General features: G+C 70.2%; 22 protein-coding genes and 1 tRNA gene. 14 read left to right on the top strand and 9 right to left on the bottom strand.

Annotation, left to right across the window (positions count from 1 at the left end; all coding sequences use genetic code 11):
* Positions 1–22 precede the first annotated feature (22 nt).
* Positions 23–757 carry an NAD(P)H-hydrate epimerase gene (locus tag ITJ59_RS09795; RefSeq protein ID WP_228511360.1) on the bottom strand — a complete coding sequence of 245 codons (735 nt, stop codon included), beginning with the start codon at positions 755–757 and terminating at the stop codon, positions 23–25.
* Between ITJ59_RS09795 and ITJ59_RS09790 the strand changes: the two genes are divergently transcribed.
* The 3 genes from ITJ59_RS09790 (at position 756) to ITJ59_RS09780 (ending at position 3,589) form a co-directional block, all read left to right on the top strand.
* A complete protein-coding gene (locus ITJ59_RS09790; protein ID WP_194650943.1) occupies positions 756–1,556 on the top strand; it encodes an alpha/beta fold hydrolase in 801 nt (266 codons plus the stop codon). The genes ITJ59_RS09795 and ITJ59_RS09790 overlap by 2 nt on opposite strands.
* A 53-nt stretch (positions 1,557–1,609) precedes the next feature.
* The gene (locus ITJ59_RS09785) at positions 1,610–2,641 is read left to right on the top strand and encodes an aldo/keto reductase (protein WP_194650942.1); all 1,032 of its coding nucleotides are present in this window, start codon (positions 1,610–1,612) and stop codon (positions 2,639–2,641) included.
* Positions 2,642–2,854: 213 nt separating this feature from the next.
* Entirely contained in the window at positions 2,855–3,589 is a 735-nt protein-coding gene (locus ITJ59_RS09780; protein ID WP_194650941.1) for a DUF3800 domain-containing protein, read from the top strand.
* 106 nt (positions 3,590–3,695) lie between these two features.
* Here the strand turns inward: ITJ59_RS09780 and ITJ59_RS09775 are convergent.
* Positions 3,696–3,771, bottom strand: a tRNA-Thr gene (locus tag ITJ59_RS09775).
* Between the two features lie 37 nt (positions 3,772–3,808).
* Positions 3,809–4,216, bottom strand: coding sequence for a peptide-methionine (R)-S-oxide reductase MsrB (gene msrB, locus ITJ59_RS09770; RefSeq protein WP_194650940.1), 408 nt, complete (start codon positions 4,214–4,216; stop codon positions 3,809–3,811).
* A gap of 65 nt (positions 4,217–4,281) precedes the next feature.
* On the opposite strand from msrB, the gene ITJ59_RS09765 reads away from it, so the two are divergent.
* The 7 genes from ITJ59_RS09765 to ITJ59_RS09735 all read left to right on the top strand — a co-directional run bounded on the left by ITJ59_RS09765 (position 4,282) and on the right by ITJ59_RS09735 (position 10,285).
* Complete coding sequence (locus ITJ59_RS09765) at positions 4,282–4,755, top strand: GNAT family N-acetyltransferase (RefSeq protein WP_194650939.1); 474 nt, start codon at positions 4,282–4,284, stop codon at positions 4,753–4,755.
* The gene (locus ITJ59_RS09760; RefSeq protein WP_194650938.1) at positions 4,752–5,756 is read left to right on the top strand and encodes a DUF2332 family protein; all 1,005 of its coding nucleotides are present in this window, start codon (positions 4,752–4,754) and stop codon (positions 5,754–5,756) included. The genes ITJ59_RS09765 and ITJ59_RS09760 overlap by 4 nt, the downstream gene beginning before the upstream one ends.
* Positions 5,757–5,852: 96 nt before the next feature.
* Positions 5,853–6,170, top strand: coding sequence for a DUF3263 domain-containing protein (locus ITJ59_RS09755; protein ID WP_323749469.1), 318 nt, complete (start codon positions 5,853–5,855; stop codon positions 6,168–6,170).
* Positions 6,167–6,772, top strand: a complete 606-nt coding sequence (locus ITJ59_RS09750) for a LytR C-terminal domain-containing protein (RefSeq protein WP_194650937.1) — start codon at positions 6,167–6,169, stop codon at positions 6,770–6,772. Before ITJ59_RS09755 ends, ITJ59_RS09750 begins: the two co-directional genes overlap by 4 nt.
* A gap of 199 nt (positions 6,773–6,971) precedes the next feature.
* A complete protein-coding gene (locus tag ITJ59_RS09745) occupies positions 6,972–7,175 on the top strand; it encodes a cold-shock protein (RefSeq protein ID WP_111085222.1) in 204 nt (67 codons plus the stop codon).
* A gap of 261 nt (positions 7,176–7,436) precedes the next feature.
* Positions 7,437–9,059: a chaperonin GroEL gene (gene groL, locus ITJ59_RS09740; RefSeq protein WP_111085221.1), complete on the top strand. Its 1,623-nt coding sequence runs from the start codon at positions 7,437–7,439 to the stop codon at positions 9,057–9,059.
* Between the two features lie 329 nt (positions 9,060–9,388).
* Entirely contained in the window at positions 9,389–10,285 is an 897-nt protein-coding gene (locus ITJ59_RS09735; protein WP_194650936.1) for a hypothetical protein, read from the top strand.
* A 259-nt stretch (positions 10,286–10,544) separates the two neighbouring features.
* Here ITJ59_RS09735 and ITJ59_RS09730 read toward each other — a convergent pair whose 3' ends face one another.
* The 5 genes from ITJ59_RS09730 to ITJ59_RS09710 form a co-directional block, all read right to left on the bottom strand.
* A complete protein-coding gene (locus ITJ59_RS09730) occupies positions 10,545–12,242 on the bottom strand; it encodes a sensor histidine kinase (RefSeq protein WP_194650935.1) in 1,698 nt (565 codons plus the stop codon).
* Between the two features lie 66 nt (positions 12,243–12,308).
* On the bottom strand, positions 12,309–13,004 hold the full coding sequence (locus ITJ59_RS09725) for a response regulator transcription factor (RefSeq protein WP_017888045.1): 696 nt from the start codon (positions 13,002–13,004) through the stop codon (positions 12,309–12,311).
* 51 nt (positions 13,005–13,055) lie between these two features.
* Complete coding sequence (locus tag ITJ59_RS09720; RefSeq protein ID WP_194650934.1) at positions 13,056–14,753, bottom strand: DNA repair helicase XPB; 1,698 nt, start codon at positions 14,751–14,753, stop codon at positions 13,056–13,058.
* A 62-nt stretch (positions 14,754–14,815) separates the two neighbouring features.
* On the bottom strand, positions 14,816–16,579 hold the full coding sequence (locus ITJ59_RS09715) for a helicase-associated domain-containing protein (RefSeq protein ID WP_194650933.1): 1,764 nt from the start codon (positions 16,577–16,579) through the stop codon (positions 14,816–14,818).
* 28 nt (positions 16,580–16,607) lie between these two features.
* A complete protein-coding gene (locus ITJ59_RS09710; RefSeq protein WP_194650932.1) occupies positions 16,608–16,853 on the bottom strand; it encodes a hypothetical protein in 246 nt (81 codons plus the stop codon).
* 109 nt (positions 16,854–16,962) lie between these two features.
* Between ITJ59_RS09710 and ITJ59_RS09705 the strand changes: the two genes are divergently transcribed.
* Complete coding sequence (locus ITJ59_RS09705; RefSeq protein ID WP_111085215.1) at positions 16,963–17,340, top strand: cold-shock protein; 378 nt, start codon at positions 16,963–16,965, stop codon at positions 17,338–17,340.
* A gap of 4 nt (positions 17,341–17,344) precedes the next feature.
* Positions 17,345–18,067, top strand: coding sequence for a DUF3027 domain-containing protein (locus ITJ59_RS09700; protein ID WP_194650931.1), 723 nt, complete (start codon positions 17,345–17,347; stop codon positions 18,065–18,067).
* A 90-nt stretch (positions 18,068–18,157) separates the two neighbouring features.
* Here the strand turns inward: ITJ59_RS09700 and serC are convergent, their stop codons facing one another.
* Positions 18,158–19,273, bottom strand: a complete 1,116-nt coding sequence (serC, locus tag ITJ59_RS09695) for a phosphoserine transaminase (protein WP_194650930.1) — start codon at positions 19,271–19,273, stop codon at positions 18,158–18,160.
* A gap of 174 nt (positions 19,274–19,447) precedes the next feature.
* On the opposite strand from serC, the gene ITJ59_RS09690 reads away from it, so the two are divergent.
* Positions 19,448–20,143, top strand: coding sequence for a metal-dependent transcriptional regulator (locus ITJ59_RS09690; protein ID WP_194650929.1), 696 nt, complete (start codon positions 19,448–19,450; stop codon positions 20,141–20,143).
* 177 nt (positions 20,144–20,320) lie between these two features.
* Positions 20,321–21,364 carry a C40 family peptidase gene (locus ITJ59_RS19610; protein ID WP_194650928.1) on the top strand — a complete coding sequence of 348 codons (1,044 nt, stop codon included), beginning with the start codon at positions 20,321–20,323 and terminating at the stop codon, positions 21,362–21,364.
* The last annotated feature ends 265 nt before the right edge of the window (positions 21,365–21,629 follow it).

Genomic DNA, 21,629 nt, shown 5'->3' with positions numbered 1-21,629 from the left:
GGCTGCGCTGACCGGATCGGGGTCAGGTGCGGACCAGCGGCTCCACGGTCGCCAGGTCCGCGCCGATCCCGACGTCCACCAGTTCGATCCGCCCGGCGAGGGTGGCGGCCGGACCCATCAGCAATCCGGCCTTCACCCCGCCGAACGTCACCGTGACGTCGGCGTGCAGGACGTGCTCGTCGGCGATGCCGCCGGTGTCGACGTCGATGCCGCTCGGCACGTCGACGGCGACGACGAACGGCGCGCGTTGGTCGCGGGCGAGTTCGCGGATCGCGTCGACGACCTCGCGGGCGGGGGAGCGGAGGGCCGCAGGCCCCCGCACCCCGATCCCGAGGATCGCGTCCAGCACCAGGTCGGCATCGAGCGCAGCGTCCGTCACGACCGCCTCGGGGCCGGCAGCGTCGTCCAGCAGGCGCGCCCCGCCTTCCAGCGCCGCTGCCAGGCCCGCCTCGTGGACACGTGAGCCGACGCGCAGGATCGCCACGTGCCTCCCGGCCGCCGCCAGCCGCGCACCCGCGAACAGGGCGTCACCACCGTTGTCGCCACTGCCCACCAGCAGGAGGACGGACCCCGGTCCGTCACCCGGCCGGACGGCCGGGTCGTCCAGCAGGTCGCCGACGATGCGAGCCAGCCCGTCGGCCGCGCGCTGCATGAGGGGCTCACCCGCGTCGAGGTGCGGCCGCTCCGCCGCCCGGATCTGGTCACCGCCGTAGCCGTCCATGACGACCACAGTGCCCCGGTAGCCTGGAGGGGACATGTCACTCGTCCCCGAAGCGCCCCGTCCCCGCATCGTGATGTCGCCCGACGGCCTGCGCCTCGCGACCTACGACTTCGGCGACCCCGACGCCCCCGCGGTCGTCGCGGTGCACGGGTTCGCCTCCGGTGCGGTGCTGAACTGGCACGCCTCCGGCTGGACCCGCGACCTCGTCCGCGCCGGGTACCGGGTGCTGGCGTTCGACCAGCGCGGGCACGGCGCGAGCGCGAAGCCGCGCGACCCCGGTGCGTACTCGATGGACCTGCTCGTCGCCGACGTCACCACCGTCATCGACACCTACCTGCTCGACGAGGTCGCGTTCCTCGGGTACTCCCTCGGCGCCCGCGTCGGCTGGCACACCGCCGAACGGCTGCCGGACCGCATCACCCGTGCCGTGTTCGGCGGGATCCCCGACGCCGACCCGATGCGCCGCGTGCGGGTCGACCAGGCGAAGGCGTACCTGGCGGACGGCACGCCGATCGAGGACCGGGTGACGAACGGCTACCTGACCATGGCGGGGAACGTCGAGGGGAACGACCTCGCGGCGCTCGTGGCGATGGTCGAGGGAATGCGGAACAGCATCGAGCCGACGCCGGACAACGCCCCCGCGCAGCCGATCCTGATGGCCGCTGGCAGCGAAGACGGCATCCGCGACAGCGCCGTGCGGTTGGCGCAGGCGGCTCCGGACGCGTCGTTCTTCGAGATCCCGGGGCGGAACCACTTCAACGCCCCGACGTCGCGGGCGTTCCGCGAGGCGGCGCTGGCGTTCCTGCAGGGCGGAAGACTGTCCGCCCCACGCTGACGGGTACTGCCAGGTCCTCGTTGTCCCGGGTCGGCGCGCGTACCGTCCCGGCCATGGACTACAGACTCCTCGGCAACAGCGGGACATCGGTGTCGACGCTGACCCTCGGCACCATGACGTTCGGCAGCGAAGCCGACGAACCCACCTCCCACACCATCATCGACACGTTCGTCGCCGCCGGCGGCACCCTGATCGACACGGCCGACGTCTACTCGGGCAACGAGTCCGAGCGGATCATCGGTCGCTGGCTCGCGGCACACCCCACCGAGGCGCAGCAGGTCGTCCTCGCCACGAAGGGCCGCTTCCCGCAGGGCGACGGTCCGAACGACGTCGGCCTGTCGCGCCGGCACCTCCGGGTCGCCCTCGACGCCTCGCTCGAGCGCCTCGGGGTCGACCACATCGACCTGTACCAGATGCACGCGTGGGACGCCCTGACGCCGATCGAGGAGACACTCCGGTTCCTCGACGATGCGGTCTCCGCGGGCAAGATCGGTTCGTACGGCTTCTCGAACTACCTCGGCCACCAGATCACCAAGGCCGTGTACGAGGCCAAGGCGCACGGTTGGGCGCCGCCGGTCACGCTGCAGCCGCAGTACAACCTGCTCGTCCGCGACATCGAGCACGAGATCGTCCCCGCCAGCCTCGACGCGGGGATCGGCCTGCTGCCCTGGTCGCCCCTGGCCGGCGGCTGGTTGTCCGGCAAGTACCAGCGAGACGAAGCACCCAGCGGCTCCACCCGTCTCGGCGAGAACCCGTCGCGTGGGATGGAGGCGTGGGAGGCGCGGAACGGTGACGAGCGCACCTGGGCCGTCCTCGACGCGGTGTCCGCGGTCGCCGAGGCGCACGACGCCTCGCGCTCGCAGGTCGCCCTCGCCTGGCTGCTCGCCCGACCGGCTGTCACGAGCGTCATCCTCGGCGCCCGGACGGTGTCCCAGCTCGAGGACAACCTCGGTGCGGCGGACCTCGTGCTGACCGACGCGGAGCTCACGCAGCTCACCGACGCCAGCGCTCCGCGCATCGACGACTACCCGTACGGCACGGCAGGTGTCGCTCAGCGCGTGCGCAAGATCACCGGCGGACGCTGAGGATCCGTGCACGTTCGTGCGGATTCGCGCTGATGTGGCGTCCCCGTGTGGACGCACGGTTGGGTGAGGTGTCATCCTCGTCGCACGACCGGCTGGTTACCGCGTCCAGCGCCCGGAACACTCCCTGATCCGTGTTCACGATGCGCCGATGCCCCGGGTGAGTGATCACCCGGGGCATCGCTTCGTGGTCGACAGAGCGTCGCGATCCCTCCGGTGCATCCTGTACGGCAGTATTCCAGCGTGCTGCTCTGTTTCGTCGACGAATCCTTCAAGCCAGACCTCTACGGGTTCGGTGCAGTGATGGCGGATGCAGCGCAGACCCGCTGGCTCACACAGCGCATGCACGAGATCGTCGCCGCGCTCCAGGAGTACGGCGTCGAAGCGCAGACGGAGCTCCATGCCCATCCGATCTTCCACGGGAAGGGGGAGTGGAGCGGGGTGCCGCCGCGCGTGCGCGTGAAGGTGTTCCTCGACGTCGTCGAAGCCGTGGTTGCTTCCGGCGCGACGGTGTTGCTCCGCGGCGCTCGGCCGGAGCAACTCCGTCGCTACCAGGACGCGCGTGGTTTCCGTGATCGGCATGCTCCGGAGCAGGTTGCGTTCCAGCACCTGCTGCAGCGGGTGGACAGGAGAGCGGGCGACCTGGAGATGCACGCCCTGGTCATCGCCGACGAACGGTCGGATCGGGACCGCCATCGTGAGCGCTTCGCGGTGTACCAGGCCTACGGGACGCCGGGAACGTACATGCAGACCCGGCTCGAACGGCTTCTCGACACGGTGCACTTCGCGCCGAGTCACTACTCGCGGATGCTGCAGATCGCTGATCTCGTAGCGTTCGTCTGGGTGAGGTCCCAGACCGTCGACGAACGCGACCATCGTCAGGCGCGGGTTCTCGCCGCACTCGTCTCAGACATCGAACGCTGCGCGTACGGCGCGGGGGCCTGGCCCTGACGAGGGCGGAGTGGTGGACGCGCCCCAGACGCACGACAGCCCCGCGCGCGGCGGGGCTGAAGGCGGTGCGGGCGGCGAAGAGGTCGCGGCCTGCGAATCCAGTATATGGGGCCGGCAGCGGGACTTGAACCCGCAACCCCCGTATTACAAGTACGGTGCGCTACCAATTGCGCCATGCCGGCTGACGCCGCTCATCTTACCGAAGCGGGCGTCGGGATCTCACTCGGCCGGCTTCTCCGAGAAGTTCAGCGAGATCGAGTTCATGCAGTACCGGTCGCCCGTGGGGGTACCGAAGCCGTCGGGGAACACGTGGCCCAGGTGCGAGCCGCAGTTCGCGCAACGGACCTCGGTGCGCACCATGCCGAGCGACTTGTCGTCGATCAGCTGCACGGCGTCGGGGTTCACGGACTCGTAGAACGACGGCCAGCCGCAGTTGGAGTCGAACTTCGTGCCGCTCTTGAACAGCTCCGCGCCGCAGGCCGCACAGGTGTAGACGCCGGCACGCTCCTCGTCGAGGAGCTCACCGGTCCACGGTCGTTCGGTCCCCGCCTGACGCAGGACGGCGTACTGGTCCGGTGAGAGCTCCTCGCGCCACTGGGCGTCGGACTTGTCGACGTTGTATGCCATGGTTTCCTCCTGCTTCCGGTCGGGTTCTTCCGGGCACTCCCGACCACTTCACTAAACTCGCTGCGATGTCCGAGCATTCCGTGCACCGTGCCCGCTGGACCCGTCTGACGACGGACGAACTGTACGGCATCGTGGTGCTCCGGAACCGCGTCTTCGCACTCGAACAACGGGTGACGGCCGAGGACTACGACGGCCGAGACCGCGAGCCCGAGACCGAGCACTGGTGGTTCGGTACCGACACCGATGCGGTTGGGTACCTGCGGCTGATCCGTCCGGCTGCGGACGAGGTCCACCCGGCCGAGGCGGCGCCCCCGGCGTGGGTGATCGGCCGGGTCGTGACGCACCCGGACCACCGTGGGCAGGGCATCGCCGGCCGGCTCGTCGGCGCCGTGCTCGCGGCCCACGGACACGACCCCTTCGTCCTGCACGCGCAGGAGTACGTCGCCGCACTCTACGAACGGCACGGCTTCGTCCGGTTCGGGGAGCCCTACGACGAGGCCGGCATCCGTCACGTCGGCATGCACCGGCCCGCGCGGTGACGGACACGCGAGCCCGGTACGCCGCGTACGCCGACCGCATCGAGCCGGTCTCGCCGTCCTACGCCGCGTGGGCACGTTCCATCGACGCCGCGCTGGTCGCGCTCCTCGCCGAGGTCCCCGAGCAGCAGCGGCAGCCGGAGCTGTTCTTCGCGGTCGCGCGGCGGCTGGGCGCGGACCCGTCGGACCCCGGTGCGCTGCGCGCGATCGGACGGGAGGCCCGCCCCGCCCTGGTCGCGGCGCTCGCCTCCGCCACGGTGCAGGCCAACGACCCGCGACGGCTCGGCCCCGTCGTCCCGCTGTTCGCGGCGCTCGCCGCGCGGGCCTCGCGGCCGCTCGGCCTGGTCGACGCCGGCGCTGCGGCCGGCCTGTGCTCGATCCCGGACCGGGTGACCGTGGACCACCGGACGGGACCTGGGGCCGACCTCGTGCGGATGCACACGGCGGTGGCCGACCCCTCGATCCGACTGGTCGTCGACGTCACCGGCGACACCCCCGCGCCGGCGAACTCGCCGATATCGATCGGCGCACGGGTCGCGCTCGACCCGAACCCGATCGACCTCGCAGCCGACGGCGCGTTCGACCGTCTCGTCGAGGCGGTCCCGCCAGAGGCCCTGGACCGGACCGCCCTGATGCGTCAGGCGGCGCGCGCGACGCTCGCCGTGCCTCCCGTCCGGCTCGTCGGCACGTTGCCGGGTGACCTCGACCGCGCACTGGACGCCCTGCCGGACGACGTGGAGCCGGTTGTCCTGACCACGGGCACCCTGGTCTACGTGCCGGGCGCCGACCGCCAGCGGTTCGTGGACCGCGTGCGTGAACGCGGCGTGCACTGGATCGCGCTCGAGCGGACCGGGATCCTGCGCGGGGTGGCGGCGACGCTGCCGGACGACGTCGACGCCGCCGACCCGGACGCGTTCGCGACGGCCTCGCTCGACGGTGTCGCCGTGGCCGTCTCCGACCCGTTCGGCGTGCGCGTGCGGTGGCTGCGCGATCCGAACCTGTGACCGGTGTTGGCGACAGTCCAGCACCGTGCCAGGGTCGTGATGCTCTCCACCCCTACGATGTGCGAGACCCGTTACCCGACCGTGATCGGAACCGCCGTGACCGCCAGCCCCACCGACGAGCAGCGCAGCGTCGACGAACTCAGTGAGCTCGCCAAGCACGTGCTGTCGTTCGAGCACGACCGGGCGCGGCACGACCGCACGAAGGAAGCGGAGATCCGGGTCGAGTTCGAGATGTCGGCGGCGCGCTACTACCAGGTGCTGAACCGCGTGATCGACTCGCCCGCGGCACTGGCCTACGACCCGCAGCTCGTCACCAGGCTGCAGCGGCTCCGGCACGCGCGCACCAGCGCCCGTGCCACGCGCAGCTTCGTCGCGCCCGGAGCGGCCCCCGAAGGACGTGAAGAGGAACGATGAGCACCAGATTCCCCCGAGACCGGTTCGACGACGTCGCCGACGGCCCACGGGTCGGCGCGCACCGCGGTGCCCAGCGTCGCGGTCGTGGCTGGATCGCGTTCGCCTGGGCGGCCCTGGCCACCGGCGTGCTCGTCGGGGTCGGTGTGCTCGTCCTCGCGCTGCTGAACGGCAGCTACTCGTTCAACGGGTCGGACTCGCCCACGGGGTCGGCGAGCTCGTCGGCGACGTCGAGGCCGTCGGCGTCCGCCACCCCGAAGCCGTCCGCGTCGTCGTCGGCCGGGACGGGTGCCGATTCGGGTGCCGCCGCCGCGACACCGGCCCAGCAGGGCACCACCACCGTCGTCGTCCTGAACGGCACGACGACCTCCGGCCTCGCCGCCCGCGCCAGTGCGACGCTGACCGGTGCCGGCTGGCAGGTCGCCTCGACGGGGGACGCCGGCACGACCGGGTCGACCTCGACGATCGTGTACTACCAGCAGGCCGCGCAGGCAGCGGTCGCCCAGGGCATCGCGAAGCAGCTCGGGGTCACCGCCGTGCAGCAGTCGACGGCGTTCCCGAACGCTGACGTGAGCGTCGTGCTCGGTGCCGACTACACGGGCTGACCCTGGGCTGACCCTGGGCTGACCCGCCGCGCCGCGTTTTTCGCGCATTGTGTGACGGCTGTGTTTCAGGCACGTTGATTTCTGACGGCATCGACGTGAAACAACGTCATACCTCTTGCCTGATCGGGTCTGTTCGGTCAGAGTCCCATGCAGACGACGAACACGTCGTTCGCACAGCAGTACCAGGGAGCAAGAGATCATGGCCAACGGAACCGTGAAGTGGTTCAACGCTGAAAAGGGCTTCGGCTTCATCACCGTGGATGGAGGCGGTCAGGACGTGTTCGTGCACTACTCGGCCATCGACATGTCGGGTTACAAGGTCCTCGAGGAGGGTCAGGCAGTGGTGTTCGACGTCGGCACCGGGTCGAAGGGCCCGCAGGCGGAGGCAGTCCGACCCGCCTGAGCAGCGACACTTCGTCTGAACGCGCCGTCCCGTCAGGGGCGGCGCGTTCGTCGTGTGCGGCCCGCGGTGCGCAGCGTGCCTTTGCGGGCGGCCCGCGGCGGTGGTCGAGGTGTGCTGTTGGCGGGGCGTGTCCTGGGAAGACGTCACGAGCCTCCCGATCGTGTTGCACTCGACCCGGTCGAGTGCCAGAATCGGCGTTGGCACTCGCTCACGTTGAGTGCCAGCACGACCCCACGACGTCCGGGAGGGACGAGAACTCACATGGCTAAGATCATTGCTTTCGACGAAGAGGCCCGCCGTGGCCTCGAGCGCGGCCTGAACCAGCTGGCTGACGCCGTGAAGGTGACGCTCGGCCCGCGCGGCCGCAACGTCGTCCTCGAGAAGAAGTGGGGCGCCCCCACGATCACGAACGACGGTGTCTCCATCGCCAAGGAGATCGAGCTCGACGACCCGTACGAGAAGATCGGTGCGGAGCTCGTCAAGGAGGTCGCCAAGAAGACCGACGACGTCGCCGGTGACGGTACGACCACCGCGACCGTCCTCGCCCAGGCACTCGTCCGCGAGGGCCTCCGCAACGTCGCCGCCGGCGCCGACCCCGTGTCGCTCAAGCGCGGCATCGAGAAGGCCGTCTCCGCCGTCTCCGACCAGCTCCTCGCCAACGCGAAGGACATCGAGACCAAGGACCAGATCGCCGCGACCGCGTCGATCTCGGCTGCGGACCCGACCATCGGCGCGCTCATCGCCGAGGCCATCGACAAGGTCGGCAAGGAAGGCGTCGTCACCGTCGAGGAGTCGAACACCTTCGGCACCGAGCTCGAGCTCACCGAGGGCATGCGCTTCGACAAGGGTTACCTGTCGCAGTACTTCGTCACCGACCCCGAGCGTCAGGAAGCCGTCTTCGAGGACGCCTACATCCTGATCGTCAACTCGAAGATCTCGAACATCAAGGACCTCCTGCCGGTCGTCGACAAGGTGATCCAGGCGGGCAAGCAGCTCCTGATCATCGCCGAGGACGTCGACGGCGAGGCCCTGGCCACGCTCGTCGTGAACAAGATCCGCGGCATCTTCAAGTCCGTCGCCGTCAAGGCCCCGGGCTTCGGTGACCGCCGCAAGGCCATGCTGCAGGACATCGCGATCCTGACCGGTGGCCAGGTCATCTCCGAAGAGGTCGGCCTCAAGCTCGAGAACGCGACGCTCGACCTGCTCGGTCGTGCCCGCAAGGTCGTCATCACCAAGGACGAGACCACGATCGTCGAGGGTGCCGGCGACGCCGAGCAGATCGCCGGCCGCGTCCGTCAGATCCGCGCCGAGATCGACGCGACCGACTCCGACTACGACCGCGAGAAGCTCCAGGAGCGCCTCGCGAAGCTCGCCGGTGGCGTCGCCGTCATCAAGGCGGGTGCCGCGACCGAGGTCGAGCTCAAGGAGCGCAAGCACCGCATCGAGGACGCCGTCCGCAACGCGAAGGCTGCCGTCGAAGAGGGCATCGTCGCCGGCGGTGGCGTCGCCCTCATCCAGGCCGGCAAGGTCGCGCTCGACGCACTCACCCTCGAGGGCGACGAGGCGACGGGTGCGAACATCGTCCGCGTCGCCATCGACGCACCGCTCAAGCAGATCGCGCTGAACGCCGGTCTCGAGCCGGGTGTCGTGGCCGCCAAGGTCCGCGAGCTCGAAGCAGGTTGGGGCCTCAACGCCGCGACCGGCGAGTACGTCGACCTCATCGCCGCGGGCATCATCGACCCGGCCAAGGTCACGCGTTCGGCGCTGCAGAACGCTGCGTCGATCGCTGGTCTGTTCCTGACGACCGAGGTCGTCGTCGCCGACAAGCCCGAGCGCGCCGCGGCCGCTCCGGCCGGCGACCCGACGGGTGGCATGGACTTCTAAGCAGTCCTGCTCGAAGGGCCCCGCACGCGCAGCGTGCGGGGCCCTTCTGCGTGCGGGTTGGCAGGGGTGCGGGTGGGGCGGGCGGGGCGGGAGGTCACAACACCCCGCTCAAGTTCGCCGAGCGGTCACAAACCGTCGGTTCGGCCCGTTCCAGTCGACACATTGTGACCGCTCGGCGGCGCAGCAGAGGGGAGTCCTGGCCGGCTCGTGCGTGCGGCTTGCGGGTGTCTGGGGCCGTCTCTCCCACACAGGAGGCCCGGATCACCTTGTCCTCCACAGGTTCCGAGCGCGCGAGGTCGGTTTGCGTCCCCGGCAGCGACCATGACGGCATGCCAGCTGCCCGTCGCCTTCCCGCTCCGTTCGACCGTTCCACCTTCCGCGTGGCCGATGCGGTGGAGCACGGCATCGATCGGGAACGACTTCGACGCGCCGACCTGGCAGCCCCGGTCCACGGTGTGCGTGCCCAGATCGACTCGGTGGACTTCATCGACGCCGTCGCCCTGGTCATGCGTCCCGACCAGTTCTTCAGTCACACGACCGCCGCCGAGATATGGGGCGCGCCACTGCCGCAGTCGGTGCGCTCGGTCAGCCCGGTGCACGTCTCGACCACGAGGGACGGGTACAGGATGCGGCGGCCCGGCGTGGCCGCACACCGCCTGGACCGACCAAGGACCGTCGAACACCGCGGGCTCCCGGTCAGCGTCCCCGCACAGATGTGGTTCGAGTGCGCCGGAGTGCTCCAACGTGACGCGCTGGTCGCGATCGGGGACCACCTCGTCGGACCTGCCGGGCTGGCGACGGCGGACGACCTCCGCGCGTCGATCCGAGCTGGAACACGCTTCGCGCTCGCTGCTCGGCGTGCGCTGGACCTCGTCCGGCCCGGCGCGGAGTCCCCTCAGGAGACGTGGCTCCGCCTGGCAGTCGTCGATGCGGGGTTCCCCGAGCCGGAGCTGAACATCGACGTGCACGACGGTGCGGGGAAGTTCCTCGGCCGTGTCGACATGGCGTGGTCGGAGTTCGGCATCGCGTTGGAGTACGACGGCGATCACCACCGCGAGCGCGACACCTTCCGACACGATCAGCGGAGGGACAACGGGTTCGTGGTGAACGACTGGCTCGTGATCCACGCGACGGCATCGGATGCGCACCGACCCGCGGTGTTGTTCGAGCGACTTCGCCAGGCGTTCGAGGTCCGAGCGGTCAGAAGTCGTCGGCTGTCAGCGTGATCGTCGCGATCGCCGCGCAGGGAAACGGCTCGTCGCGCGGTCACGACGCGTCGTCAGCCGGTCGTCGGGCGGTCACGAACTGTCGGCCGCCGAGCGCGCAGACGACAGATCGTGACCGCTCGGCGGTGTCGAGCGGGGTGTTGTGACCGGGCGGGATGGCCCGGCGGGACGGGCGGGCGGGATGGCCCGGCGGGACGGGGCGGGATGGCCCGGCGGCCCGAGGCCCGCGGCCAGGGCCGGGCCGGGCCGCGGGCGCGCGTCAGGCGGCGTAGTCGCGCGGCAGGAGCGGCAGCCAGACGCGGAAGGTCGCGCCACCGCCCTGGGTGTCGAAGACCTCGACGGAACCGTGGTGCGCGGCGACGATGCCCGACACGATCGCGAGACCGAGGCCCGAGCCGCCGGTGTCCCGCGCGCGCGAGGTGTCGGCACGCCAGAACCGCTGGAAGATCTTGTCGCGGAGCTGCGCCGGGATCCCCTCGCCGTGGTCGATGACGTCGATGTGGGCCATGCCGCGGTCGTCGTCCACGCCGATGCCGATCTCGATCGGGTCGTCGTGCTCGGTGAACCGCATGGCGTTGCCCATCAGGTTCGTGACGATCTGACGGATCTTGTTCTCCTCCGCCAGCACGATCGGGGGCCGCTTCGGCATCACGACGGTGGGCAGCGGTGTCGTCTCGTCGGTGGGGGCTGCGCCGGCCTCGATGTCCATCGCACGGGTCCGCCGCGCACGGAGGCGGGCGATCGTCTGCCGCGAGAACGCGATCGGGCCGGTGGTGTTCGCCGAGGTGGGCGACGTGGGCGGGAGCTCCCCGGTGTCCGCAGACGACACCGACGACGCCGAGGCCTTCGGTCGGACGGCCTGCGGGACGCTCTCGCCGGTCGTGGCGTCCTCGACGAGCACCTGGATCTCGCGGTCCGGGTTGGAGGCCATGGTGTCGAGCGCCGAGTCGCGGGCGATCGCGACGAGGTCGACCGGGCCGAGCTCGAGCGGCTTCGACTCGTCGATGCGGGCGAGCTGGAGCAGGTCCTGCACGAGCAGCCCCATGCGCTTCGCTTCCTTCTCGATGCGCTCCATCGCCTGCGCGACGTCCTCTTCCTTGCGCAGGGCGCCCATCCGGTACAGCTCGGCGTAGCCGCGCAGGGACACCAGCGGCGTGCGGAGTTCGTGCGAGGCGTCGCCGACGAACCGGCGCATCTGGTCGATGGTGCGCTGGCGGTCCTCGAACGCGGTGTCGATGCGCTCGAGCATGACGTTGAGGGAGCGGTTCAGACGCCCGACCTCGGTGTTGGGCGTGTCGGCCTCGAGGCGCTGGTTGAAGTCACCGGCGGCGAACCGTGCGGCGGTGTCCTCCACGTCACGCAGCGGGTCGAAGGTGGCGGTGACGAGCAGGCGGGTGAGCATGGCACCGAGCAGGATCACCGAGGCACCGAAGCTCAGGAAGATCGCGGTGAACCGCAGGATCGTCTGGTCGGTGTCGGCGCTCGACACCGCGACGAGCACGAAGCCCGTTTCGGTGGAGCCGCTCGTCTGGTTCTGCAGCGACGCCGGGATGACCTGGGCGCGCCACTCGTGGTTGTGCTGGCTGTCGTAGAGCGAGAACCGCGAACCGTTCTGGGCCGCTGCGGCGAAGTCGAGTTCGCGGATGTCCGGACGGCTCGACGCCTTCGTCTGGCAGATCTTGTCGCCGTCGGCGTCGTAGGCGGCCACGTAGGCGCTCTGCGACAGCACGACCGACAGCTTGCAGTACTGCTCGCCGTCGCTGATGTTCTGGCCCTCGAGCTGCTCCGTGGTGCCCTTGACGTTGTTGTCGAGCTGCGCCATCAGGTAGGTCGACAGAACGGTCATCGTGCCGAGCCCGGCGACGAGCAGTCCGAGCGCCACCAGGAGCACCGTGATCCCGGTGATTTTGGTGCGCAGGGAGATCCCGTCCCACCAGTGGCTCATTCGCGTGTGCATGCTGCCCCAACGATAGACAGCGGCCGCCCGGTGAAACCGGACGACCGCCGTGAAGAACGGAACGGGCTACGAGGCCTTGGACGCCTTGAGCATGTAGCCGAAGCCGCGCTTGGTCTGGATGATCGGCTCGGCCGAGTACTGGTCGAGCTTGCGACGCAGGTACGAGATGTAGCTCTCGACGATGCCGGCGTCGCCGTTGAAGTCGTACTCCCACACGTGGTCGAGGATCTGCGCCTTCGACAGCACGCGGTTGGGGTTGAGCATGAGGTAGCGGAGCAGCTTGAACTCGGTGGGGGAGAGCTCGATCTGCGCGTCGCCGATCGTGACCTCGTGCGTGTCCTGGTCCATCGTGAGCTCGCCGGCGCGGATGATCGCGTCTTCCTCGTCGTTCATGGTGCGGCGCAGGATCGCCTTGATGCGGGCGACGATCTCGTCGAGCGAGAACGGCTTGGTGACGTAGTCGTCGCCACCGACGGTGAGACCGGTGATCTTGTCCTCGGTGTCGTCCTTCGCGGTGAGGAACAGGATCGGCGAGGTGTAGCCCGACGACCGCAGGCGCTTGGTGACGCCGAAGCCGTTCATGTCGGGGAGCATCACGTCGAGGATGATCAGGTCGGGTTCTTCCTCGAGCACGGCCGAGATCGCCTGGGCGCCGTTGCCGACGGCACGGACGGCGAACCCGGCGAAGCGCAACGAGGTCGTCAGGAGGTCGCGGATGTTCGGTTCGTCGTCGACGATCAGGATCTTGGGGCCATCGCTCATGGTCCTATCATCTGACCGTTCCCTAATGGTTTCCTGAGAGGGGTGCGTACGTCAGCCCACGGGCGCCTGGACCTGGTCAGCATCGAGGATCGTGTAGGAGTAACCCTGCTCGGCGAGGAACCGCTGCCGGTTCTGCGCGAAGTCCTGGTCGACGGTGTCCCGTGCCACGAGCGTGTAGAACGACGCCGGCAAGCCGTCCTTGTTCGGGCGGAGCAGCCGGCCGAGGCGCTGCGCCTCTTCTTGCCGGGATCCGAACGAGCCGGAGACCTGGATCGCCACGGTCGCGTCGGGCAGGTCGATCGAGAAGTTCGCCACCTTCGACACCACGAGCACGTCCACCTCGCCGGCGCGGAACGCGTCGTAGAGCCGTTCGCGCTCGTCGACCGGGGTCGAACCCGTGATCTCGGCCGCGTCCAATGACTCCGCGAGCGCGTCGAGCTGGTCGATGTACTGCCCGATCACCAGGATCTGCTCGCCGCGGTGCTTCTCGATGAGCTCGCGGACGACGGGGATCTTGGCCGGTGACGTCGCGGCGAGCCGGTAGCGCTCGTCGTCGCTCGACGCCGCGTACTCCAGGCGGTCCTGGTGCGGCAGGTCGATGCGCACCTCGTAGCACTCGGCGGGCGAGATGTAGCCCTGCGCCTCGATCTCCTTCCACGGGGCGTCGTAACGCTTCGGGCCGATCAGGGAGAACACGTCGCCCTCGCGGCCGTCCTCGCGCACGAGCGTCGCGGTCAGGCCCAGGCGCCGGCGTGCCTGCAGGTCGGCGGTGAGCTTGAACACCGGCGCCGGCAGCAGGTGTACCTCGTCGTACACGATCAGCCCCCAGTCGAGGGCGTCGAGGAGCGACAGGTGCGTGTACTCGCCCTTCCGGCGCGCGGTGAGGATCTGGTAAGTCGCGATCGTGACCGGCCGGATCTCCTTGACGCTGCCCGAGTACTCGCCGATGTCCTCGGGCTGCAACGTCGTGCGCTTCAGCAGTTCGTTCCGCCACTGGCGGGCCGAGACGGTGTTCGTCACCAGGATGAGCGTGGTCGCCTTCGCGGTCGCCATCGCGCCGGCGCCCACCAGGGTCTTGCCGGCGCCACAGGGCAGCACGACGACCCCGGAGCCCTGTGCGAAGAACGTGTCGACGGCCTGCTCCTGGTACGGCCGCATCTGCCACTCGGTGGTGTCCAGGTCGATCGGGTGCGGCTGCCCGGGGGTGTAGCCCGCCAGGTCCTCGGCCGGCCAGCCGAGCTTCACGAGCTCCTGCTTGATCTGCCCGCGCGCCCACGGCTGCAGCTCCACCTCGGACGGGTTCCGCATGTCGCCGAGCAACGGCTTGATCCGCTTCGACCGGATCACCTCGGCCAGCACCGCAGGGTCCTCGGCCGTCAGCAGCAGCACGGGCAGGCGCTCGAGTTCCTCGGTGGGGGAGTTCGCGATGACGGGGGCGTCGGGGCGTTCCTCACGCCGGATGACGAGTCGGCCGTAGCGCGACACCGTGTCGCGGATGTCGACGGTCACGCTCTGCGGCACCGGGAACTTCGCGAAGCGCTCGAGCGTGTCGATCATCGCCTCGGCGTCGTGTCCGGCGGCGCGGGCGTTCCACAGGCCGAGGCGGGTGATGCGGTAGGTGTGCACGTGCTCGGGAGCGCGTTCGAGTTCGGCGAAGGCCGCGAGCTCGTGGCGTGCGTCCTCGGCGTCGGGGTGTGCGACCTCGAGGAGCACGGTGCGGTCGCTCTGCACGATCAGCGGTCCGTTCATGACCGGCCAGCCTAGCCGTCGTCCCCTGCGTTCGGGTGACCGTGTCCCCTGGGCGTCGCCCGTCAGGCGTCGCTCTCGACCGACACGACGAGCGACAGCGGCAGGGTGCGTTCGACGTCGACGCTGGTGTCACGTCCGCGCACACGCCCTGCCGCGACCGACGTCGGCACGATCGAGAACGGCCGTTCGGAGCCGTCCGGCATCCGCACCGTCAGCCGGATCGGCGTGCGACCGCGCACGGCCAGGTCGATCTGCCGTCCGAGCCACTCCTGTTCCGGCTCCGCGTCGCCGCGTTGCGTCGTCAGGCGGAGTCGTTCCACGAGTGCGTGCGCCGCCTGCTCCGGCGAGCGTCCGGTGGGGCTCCGCCGACCGGGAGGCCCGTGGTGCGTCTCGGGGCGGGCCGCGGTCGTCAGGACGGCCGGGTAGCGCTGGTCCTCGAGCGCGGTGTGCACGACGTGCGCCGGGTAGCGGGTGGTCAGCGTCGTCAGGTCGCTGCGCTCCCACGCCATCTGCCGGAGCTCGGCGTCCACCCCGATCAGGTCGAGCTGGTCCGCCGTCCCGCGCACCACGGTGCCGACCCCGCCCTCGCCGCGGTCGACGACGATGCTGCCGTCGCGGCCGGCGACCTGGTCGAGCAGGTAGGCGAGCGGCTGCGGCACACCGGTCGACGACAGGCGCGTGAGCAGCGCCAGGATCTCGTCGCGCGAGTGCCCGGCCCGGAACGCGCTGCGCAGGGTCTCCTCGGAGATCCGGTAGCGGGCGGCCAACCCGGGGGCCTCGAGCACGGCGACGGTGCGCAGGGCCGCGTCGTCGACCGGGGCGAGGGGGCCGGGGGCGATCACCGTCAGGTCGTGCTGCAGGTAGACCTGGCTGACGGTGCCGGGCAGGTCGTCCGCCGCGGGCCCCGCGTCACCGTCCAGCAGTGCTCGGCCGGTGCTCGTGACGATGCCGTCGACCGCGAGTCCGAGCGACGCGGCGGTGCCGGCCGCGTCGAGCAGCACGGCGTCGAGCCAGCGGGAGCCCGCCGGGTACGCCCAGCGTCCGAGCGCCACGAGGTCGCGCAGGTCGTCGTCGGCGAGCGTGAGGACCTCGTGCACCGGGGTGCCGAGGGTGTCGGACCACGCCGACACGAGCGTCGCCCAGCGATCCGGCCAGTCGGCGACCAACCAGTCCTGTCCGGTGTCGGTGACGGTCCACCGGCCGGACCCCGGGTCGGCGAACCCGACCCGGTCGAGCAGTGCGAGTCGGCCGGGCACGACGTCGGCGTCGGTGCCGATGCGCTCGGCCAGGGTCTTGGCGAGCGGGGTGCCGATACCGCCCTTGACGAGCTCGCGGACCGTGCCGGCGTCGACCGCGCGCAGCAGTTCGGCGAGCACGGTCATGCTCGAGAACGCCTGCTCCGCGCCGGTGGTGCGCGCGCGGTCCTGGACGGCCGCGTCGTCGGCGGAGGCCGCGGGGCGGGGGCGATCCGGGCCTCCCGTCCGCCCCAGTGCCACGAGGTCGGGGTGGGCGGCTACGCGAGCGGCGACCGCGTCGTCGACGGCGCCGTCCTCGTCGGCGAGGCCGAGCGCGATCGCCGGGCCGAGCGTGTCGGCGTCGCCGCCGTCGCGCAGGGCGAGGATCGTGGCGCGGGGCAGGTGCTCGACCGCCGCGTCGACGGCGTCGTCGGTGCGGAGCGCCTCGGCCAGGTCGAAGAAGTCGGTGATGCGTTGTGGACCGGTTTCACCGAGGGTGGCCGGGGGCAGGCTCCGCGCAGCGATGAGTCGTTCGAGGGAGTCGTCCGGCAACGCCCGGAGTCGGGCGGCCAGGTCGGCGGTGGTCGTCATCGTCCGGTGCCAGCGTCCGGGGCGGACGTCAGTGCGCCGTCCGGTTGGCTCGTGCGCGACGCGTCCAGGTGATGGCGAGGAGGGTGAAGACGAGGACCATCCCGATCGGGAAGCCGATGAGCGGGATCGCCATGATCACCGGCCACGGCATCGAGCCCTGCGCGCTCGGGACCGTCAGCCACATGACGATCATCGCCGCCATGCAGAGGAACGCGGCGATGAAGATGCCACCGACCATGAACGCCAGAGCGCGTTCGGTACGATTGAACGTCACCGGGGGTTCTGCGGAATCCTGCGGGTTCCCGGTTGATCGGGTCGGATTGGCCATCGACCCAGGATATCCGACGCACCACGGCCGCACCACGACCTCGAGGAGTCCACGCATGCCCACCGGCAAGGTCAAGTTCTACGACGACGACAAGGGCTTCGGCTTCATCACCGGAGACGACGGCGACCAGGTGTTCCTGCACGCGTCGTCGCTGCCCGACGGCGTCGTGACCGTGAAGGCGGGATCGCGGCTCGAGTACGGCGTCGTGCAGGGGAAGAAGGGGTCGCAGGCGCTGTCCGTGCGACTCCTCGACCCGCAGCCGTCGCTGTCGCGGATGACCCGTCGCTCCGCGGACGACATGGCCGTGATCGTCGAGGACCTGGTGAAGGAACTCGACCGGATCAGCGGAGACCTCCGCCACGGCCGCTACCCGAAGAACGGCGATCGACTCGCCGCCATCCTGCGGCACGTCGCAGACCAGTTGGAGGCGTGACCCCATGACAGATCCTGACGCAGTACCTGCTGACGCAGCGCCCATGGACTTCACCGACCTGGCGCGGACCGCGCTGCTCGAGGTGACGCCCGAATCGACCCTCGGTGCACCCGTCGGCACCGTGGACGAGGGCGACGGCGTCGTCTCCGTCCTGTTCGCCAACCGGCTGCCCGGTTACCCGGGCTGGCGGTGGACCGTCAGCGTCGCCAAGGTCGGCGACGAGGACCCGACCGTGCTCGAGGTCGAGCTGATGCCCGGCGACGGCTCGCTCGTCGCGCCCGAGTGGGTGCCGTGGTCCGAGCGGCTCGCCGAGTACCGGGCGGCGCAGGACCACGAGTCGGAGGAATCAGACGACTCCGACGACGAGTCCGACTCCGATGACGAGGACGACGACGACGAGGACGACGACTTCGACGACGAGTCGGATGACGACGAGGACGCCGACTACGACGACTCGGACGACGACGACACCGACGACGACACCGACGACGAGTCGGACGACGACGAGGACGACGAGTTCGAAGCGGACGAGGACGACCTCGACGAGCCGGACGACGACGACATCGACGGTGTGGACGTCGACGCGCTCGCCGACGCAGTCGACGAGGCCCCGCAGCCTCCTCGCCGCCGTCGCGCGCAGCGCGTGCAGCCCGTCGATCCGGACGCCGACCTCGACGGCGCCCAGCTCGATGCGGGTGAGGTCGACCCGGACTTCCACCGCTCCTGACACGCAGCACGAGAACGACGAAGCACCACGGTTCCCCGTGGTGCTTCGTCGTTTCTCGGGTGTCCGCCGACCGAGCGGCCGACCGCCGGGTCAGCGCAGGGCGTCCACCGTGAAGTCGATCGCCTGCACGAGCTTGGCGACGTCGTCCGGGTCGATCGCGGTGAAGGTCGCGACGCGCAGCTGGTTGCGTCCGAGCTTCCGGTACGGCTCGGTGTCGACGATGCCGTTCGCGCGCAGGGTCGCCGCGACGGCCTTGGCGTCGATGGAGTCGTCGAGGTCGATCGTGGCGACGACCTGCGAGCGGGCCGCGGGGTCGGTCACGAACGGCGTCGCGTAGTCGACCGACTCGGCCCAGTCGTACAGCGTCGACGACGAGGTCTTCGTGCGGGTGTCCGCCCACGCCAGGCCGCCGGACTCGTTCATCCACCGGACCTGGTCGTCGAGCAGCAGCAGCGTCGAGATCGCCGGGGTGTTCAGCGTCTGGTTCAGACGCGAGTTGTCCACGGCGTTCTTGAGCGACAGGAACTCGGGGATGTACCGACCGCTCGCGGCGATCCGCTCGACGCGCTCGATCGCGGCGGGCGAGAACAGTGCGAGCCACAGGCCGCCGTCCGACGCGAAGTTCTTCTGCGGCGCGAAGTAGTACACGTCTGTGGCGTCGACGTCGAACGCCGCTCCGCCGGCCGCACTCGTGGCGTCGACGACGGTGAGGGCTCCGGCGTCACCGGTTGCGCGGACCACCGGTGCCATGACGCCCGTGGAGGTCTCGTTGTGCGGGTAGGCGTAGACGTCCACGCCGTCGACGGGCTCGATGGCGGCGAGGGAGCCGCCGGGGGCCTCGACGACGTGCGGTGCCTCGAGCCACGGGGCACCGGCGGCCTTGGCGAACTTGGATCCGAACTCGCCGAACGACAGGTTCTCGGCGCGGCGCTCGATGAGGCCGAACGCGGCGGCGTCCCAGAACGCGGTCGAGCCGCCGTTGCCGAGGACGACCTCGTAGCCCTCGGGGACCTGGAACAGGTCGGCGAGACCGGAGCGGACGCTGCCGACCAGGTCCTTCACGGGCTTCTGGCGGTGGGACGTGCCGAGGATCGTGGCCCCGCGCGTCACGAGGGACTCGAGCTGCGCGCCGCGGATCTTGGACGGTCCGCAGCCGAAGCGGCCGTCGGTGGGGAGGAGGTCGGCGGGGATGACGATGTCTGCCATGCACCGATCCTAACGAGGCCGATCCCAGTGCTGGTGCGCCTGTACCGACCGGACGGGACCGCCCCGACCGCTGCCGCTGCGCCCCGCTTCTTGTGCCGTGCAAGTGTCGGGCGGAGTTCGTCGGTCCGAACAAGTAGGGTGGTGGCCGCTGGGCCCAGACATGAGAGGCGGACCGTGACCGATCTCGTCGACACCACGGAGATGTACCTTCGCACCATCCTCGACTTGGAGGAGGAGGCGATCGTTCCGCTGCGCGCTCGCATCTCGGAGCGCCTCGGTCACTCGGGCCCGACGGTCTCGCAGACCATCGCCCGCATGGAGCGTGACGGCCTGGTCGTCGTTTCCGGCGACCGTCACCTGGAGCTCACCGACGAAGGCCGCTCACGCGCCACCCACGTGATGCGCAAGCACCGCCTGGCGGAGCGCCTGCTCGCCGACGTCATCGGGCTCGACTGGGCGTTCGTCCACGACGAAGCCTGTCGGTGGGAGCACGTCATGAGCGAGCAGGTCGAGGTCCGCCTGCTCGAGATGCTCGGCAACCCGACCGAGTCGCCGTACGGCAACCCGATCCCCGGCCTGGCCGAGATCGGCGGCCCTGCAGCCGCGGGCTTCCTCGACGGCGTGCAGAACATCGTCGCCGCCACCGAGGGCACCGACGCCGTCGCGACCGGCCTGATCCGCCGGCTCGGCGAACCCGTGCAGTTCGAACCCGAGCTCCTGCACCAGCTCCGGACCGCCGGTGTCATGCCCGGTCGGTTGGCGAGCGTGCAGCGCGCCGGTGCCTACGTCGCCGTGCGTGTCGAGGGTGAGGACTCGGGTATCGAGCTCCCCATCGAGGTCGCCCAGCACGTCTACATCGAGCGAGACTAGTTCTGCGGCCCTGACCAGGGCTTCTTTACCGTTTCGTTACAAACGGGCGTTTTCATCTCGACAAGGTAACGACGGCCCCGTACACTCGTCGAGTCCCCGCGCTGCGCCTGAGCCGGAGACCCGTGGCAGGACGTCTCGAACCCGTCTCCTGCCTCGATCGGAAACGATGACGAACGGATGGGGTTGCACGTTGCCGGGTACCCACGGCTGCGTGATGACGAGACGCCGGAGACCACACCCTTGACGCAGACCGGTTCCGCCGCGGACGACCAGACGCCCGCCAACCCGACGAACACCGAGAACGCCACCGACGCACCGCTGACCCGCCGTGCGATCCGGCAGGTCGACGGACGACCGACCCGCAAGGTCGTCCCCGTGCGCACCGCGCCGCTGCCCGGCGGCCGACGTGCCGCGCAGGCCGCAGCCACCGCGACCGCCGCCAAGGCGAGCTCGTCGTCGCGCAAGCGCAAGTTCCTCGCGCCCATCGTCCTGACGGTCGCCGCCGGCATGTTCGGCACCGTCGCGGTCGCACCGGCCTTCGCTGCGCAGACCTCCACCGGCACCGACGCAGCGAACGCGCAGCGCCAGGTCCGCGCGACCGAGAGCCAGGAGTTCTCGGTGTCCGACGCCGTGGCACTGGCCGGCACGAGCCGCGACGGCTACGGCGCGACCTCGACCGCGACGCTCGATGCCCGTGCCGAGGCCAAGCAGGCCGCAGCCGACCAGGCCGAGGCGACCAAGGAAGCTGCAGCACAGGCCGAGCAGGCAGCGTCGGCCACGCAGACCGCTCGCGCGCAGACCGCCGCGCAGTACGCGTCGTACACCGGCCCGTCTGCTGCCGACTACGTGGCCAGCTCCACTGCCGCGGCCACCCCGTTCTCGCTGCCGGCCGTGGTCGCCACCGCCAAGCAGTACATCGGCACCCCGTACGTCTTCGGCGGCGCCGACCCGTCGGGCTTCGACTGCTCCGGCTACGTCATGTTCGTCTACGCGCAATACGGCATCAACCTCGCGCACTCCGTGCCGCTGCAGGATCAGGCCGGCACGACGATCCCCGAGTCCGAGGCGCAGCCGGGCGACGTCGTCATCTTCAACAACGAGGCGCACGACGGCTTCTACATGGGCAACGGCATGATCATGGACGCCCCGAAGCCCGGTGGTTCGGTGTCGATCCGCCCCATCTGGACCAGCGACTACCACATCGTCCGCTTCGGCATCTGAGCCATCCGACCCGACCGCGGGGCATCGAACCCGTGAACATCGCCGAAACCGGCCCGCACACCCTCGTGCCGGGCCGGTTTCTGACGTAGCCTGGCGCTGCACCGGTCCGCAAGGCCCCGAGCAGGGAGACTCCATGTCGACGTTCCGCACGACCCGCACCATGGGTCGGCGCGCGCGTGTCGACATATGGTCGACCACCGCCTGCGTGCACGAGCACGCCCCTGCATGACCAGAGCACTGCCCCTCGGGGTGGTGCTCTTCGTGG

Origin of the sequence: Curtobacterium sp. VKM Ac-1393, from assembly GCF_015350995.1 — a bacterium.
Classification (GTDB): domain Bacteria; phylum Actinomycetota; class Actinomycetes; order Actinomycetales; family Microbacteriaceae; genus Curtobacterium.
The sequence above is the reverse complement of the archived record's forward strand: the minus strand, read 5'-3'. Positions and strand labels throughout refer to the sequence as shown.

Bases quoted from the DNA above. Each gene is read 5' to 3' on its own strand.
- ITJ59_RS09735 (WP_194650936.1), top strand. From the start codon at position 9,389: ATGCCAGCTGCCCGTCGCCTTCCCGCTCCGTTCGACCGTTCCACCTTC.
- ITJ59_RS19610 (WP_194650928.1), top strand. From the start codon at position 20,321: ATGGGGTTGCACGTTGCCGGGTACCCACGGCTGCGTGATGACGAGACG.
- serC (WP_194650930.1), bottom strand. From the start codon at position 19,273: ATGGCAGACATCGTCATCCCCGCCGACCTCCTCCCCACCGACGGCCGC.
- ITJ59_RS09720 (WP_194650934.1), bottom strand. From the start codon at position 14,753: ATGAACGGACCGCTGATCGTGCAGAGCGACCGCACCGTGCTCCTCGAG.
- ITJ59_RS09730 (WP_194650935.1), bottom strand. From the start codon at position 12,242: ATGCACACGCGAATGAGCCACTGGTGGGACGGGATCTCCCTGCGCACC.
- msrB (WP_194650940.1), bottom strand. From the start codon at position 4,216: ATGGCATACAACGTCGACAAGTCCGACGCCCAGTGGCGCGAGGAGCTC.
- ITJ59_RS09750 (WP_194650937.1), top strand. From the start codon at position 6,167: ATGAGCACCAGATTCCCCCGAGACCGGTTCGACGACGTCGCCGACGGC.
- ITJ59_RS09700 (WP_194650931.1), top strand. From the start codon at position 17,345: ATGACAGATCCTGACGCAGTACCTGCTGACGCAGCGCCCATGGACTTC.
- groL (WP_111085221.1), top strand. From the start codon at position 7,437: ATGGCTAAGATCATTGCTTTCGACGAAGAGGCCCGCCGTGGCCTCGAG.
- ITJ59_RS09790 (WP_194650943.1), top strand. From the start codon at position 756: ATGTCACTCGTCCCCGAAGCGCCCCGTCCCCGCATCGTGATGTCGCCC.
- ITJ59_RS09795 (WP_228511360.1), bottom strand. From the start codon at position 757: ATGTCCCCTCCAGGCTACCGGGGCACTGTGGTCGTCATGGACGGCTAC.
- ITJ59_RS09705 (WP_111085215.1), top strand. From the start codon at position 16,963: ATGCCCACCGGCAAGGTCAAGTTCTACGACGACGACAAGGGCTTCGGC.
- ITJ59_RS09765 (WP_194650939.1), top strand. From the start codon at position 4,282: ATGTCCGAGCATTCCGTGCACCGTGCCCGCTGGACCCGTCTGACGACG.
- ITJ59_RS09725 (WP_017888045.1), bottom strand. From the start codon at position 13,004: ATGAGCGATGGCCCCAAGATCCTGATCGTCGACGACGAACCGAACATC.
- ITJ59_RS09785 (WP_194650942.1), top strand. From the start codon at position 1,610: ATGGACTACAGACTCCTCGGCAACAGCGGGACATCGGTGTCGACGCTG.
- ITJ59_RS09715 (WP_194650933.1), bottom strand. From the start codon at position 16,579: ATGACGACCACCGCCGACCTGGCCGCCCGACTCCGGGCGTTGCCGGAC.
- ITJ59_RS09745 (WP_111085222.1), top strand. From the start codon at position 6,972: ATGGCCAACGGAACCGTGAAGTGGTTCAACGCTGAAAAGGGCTTCGGC.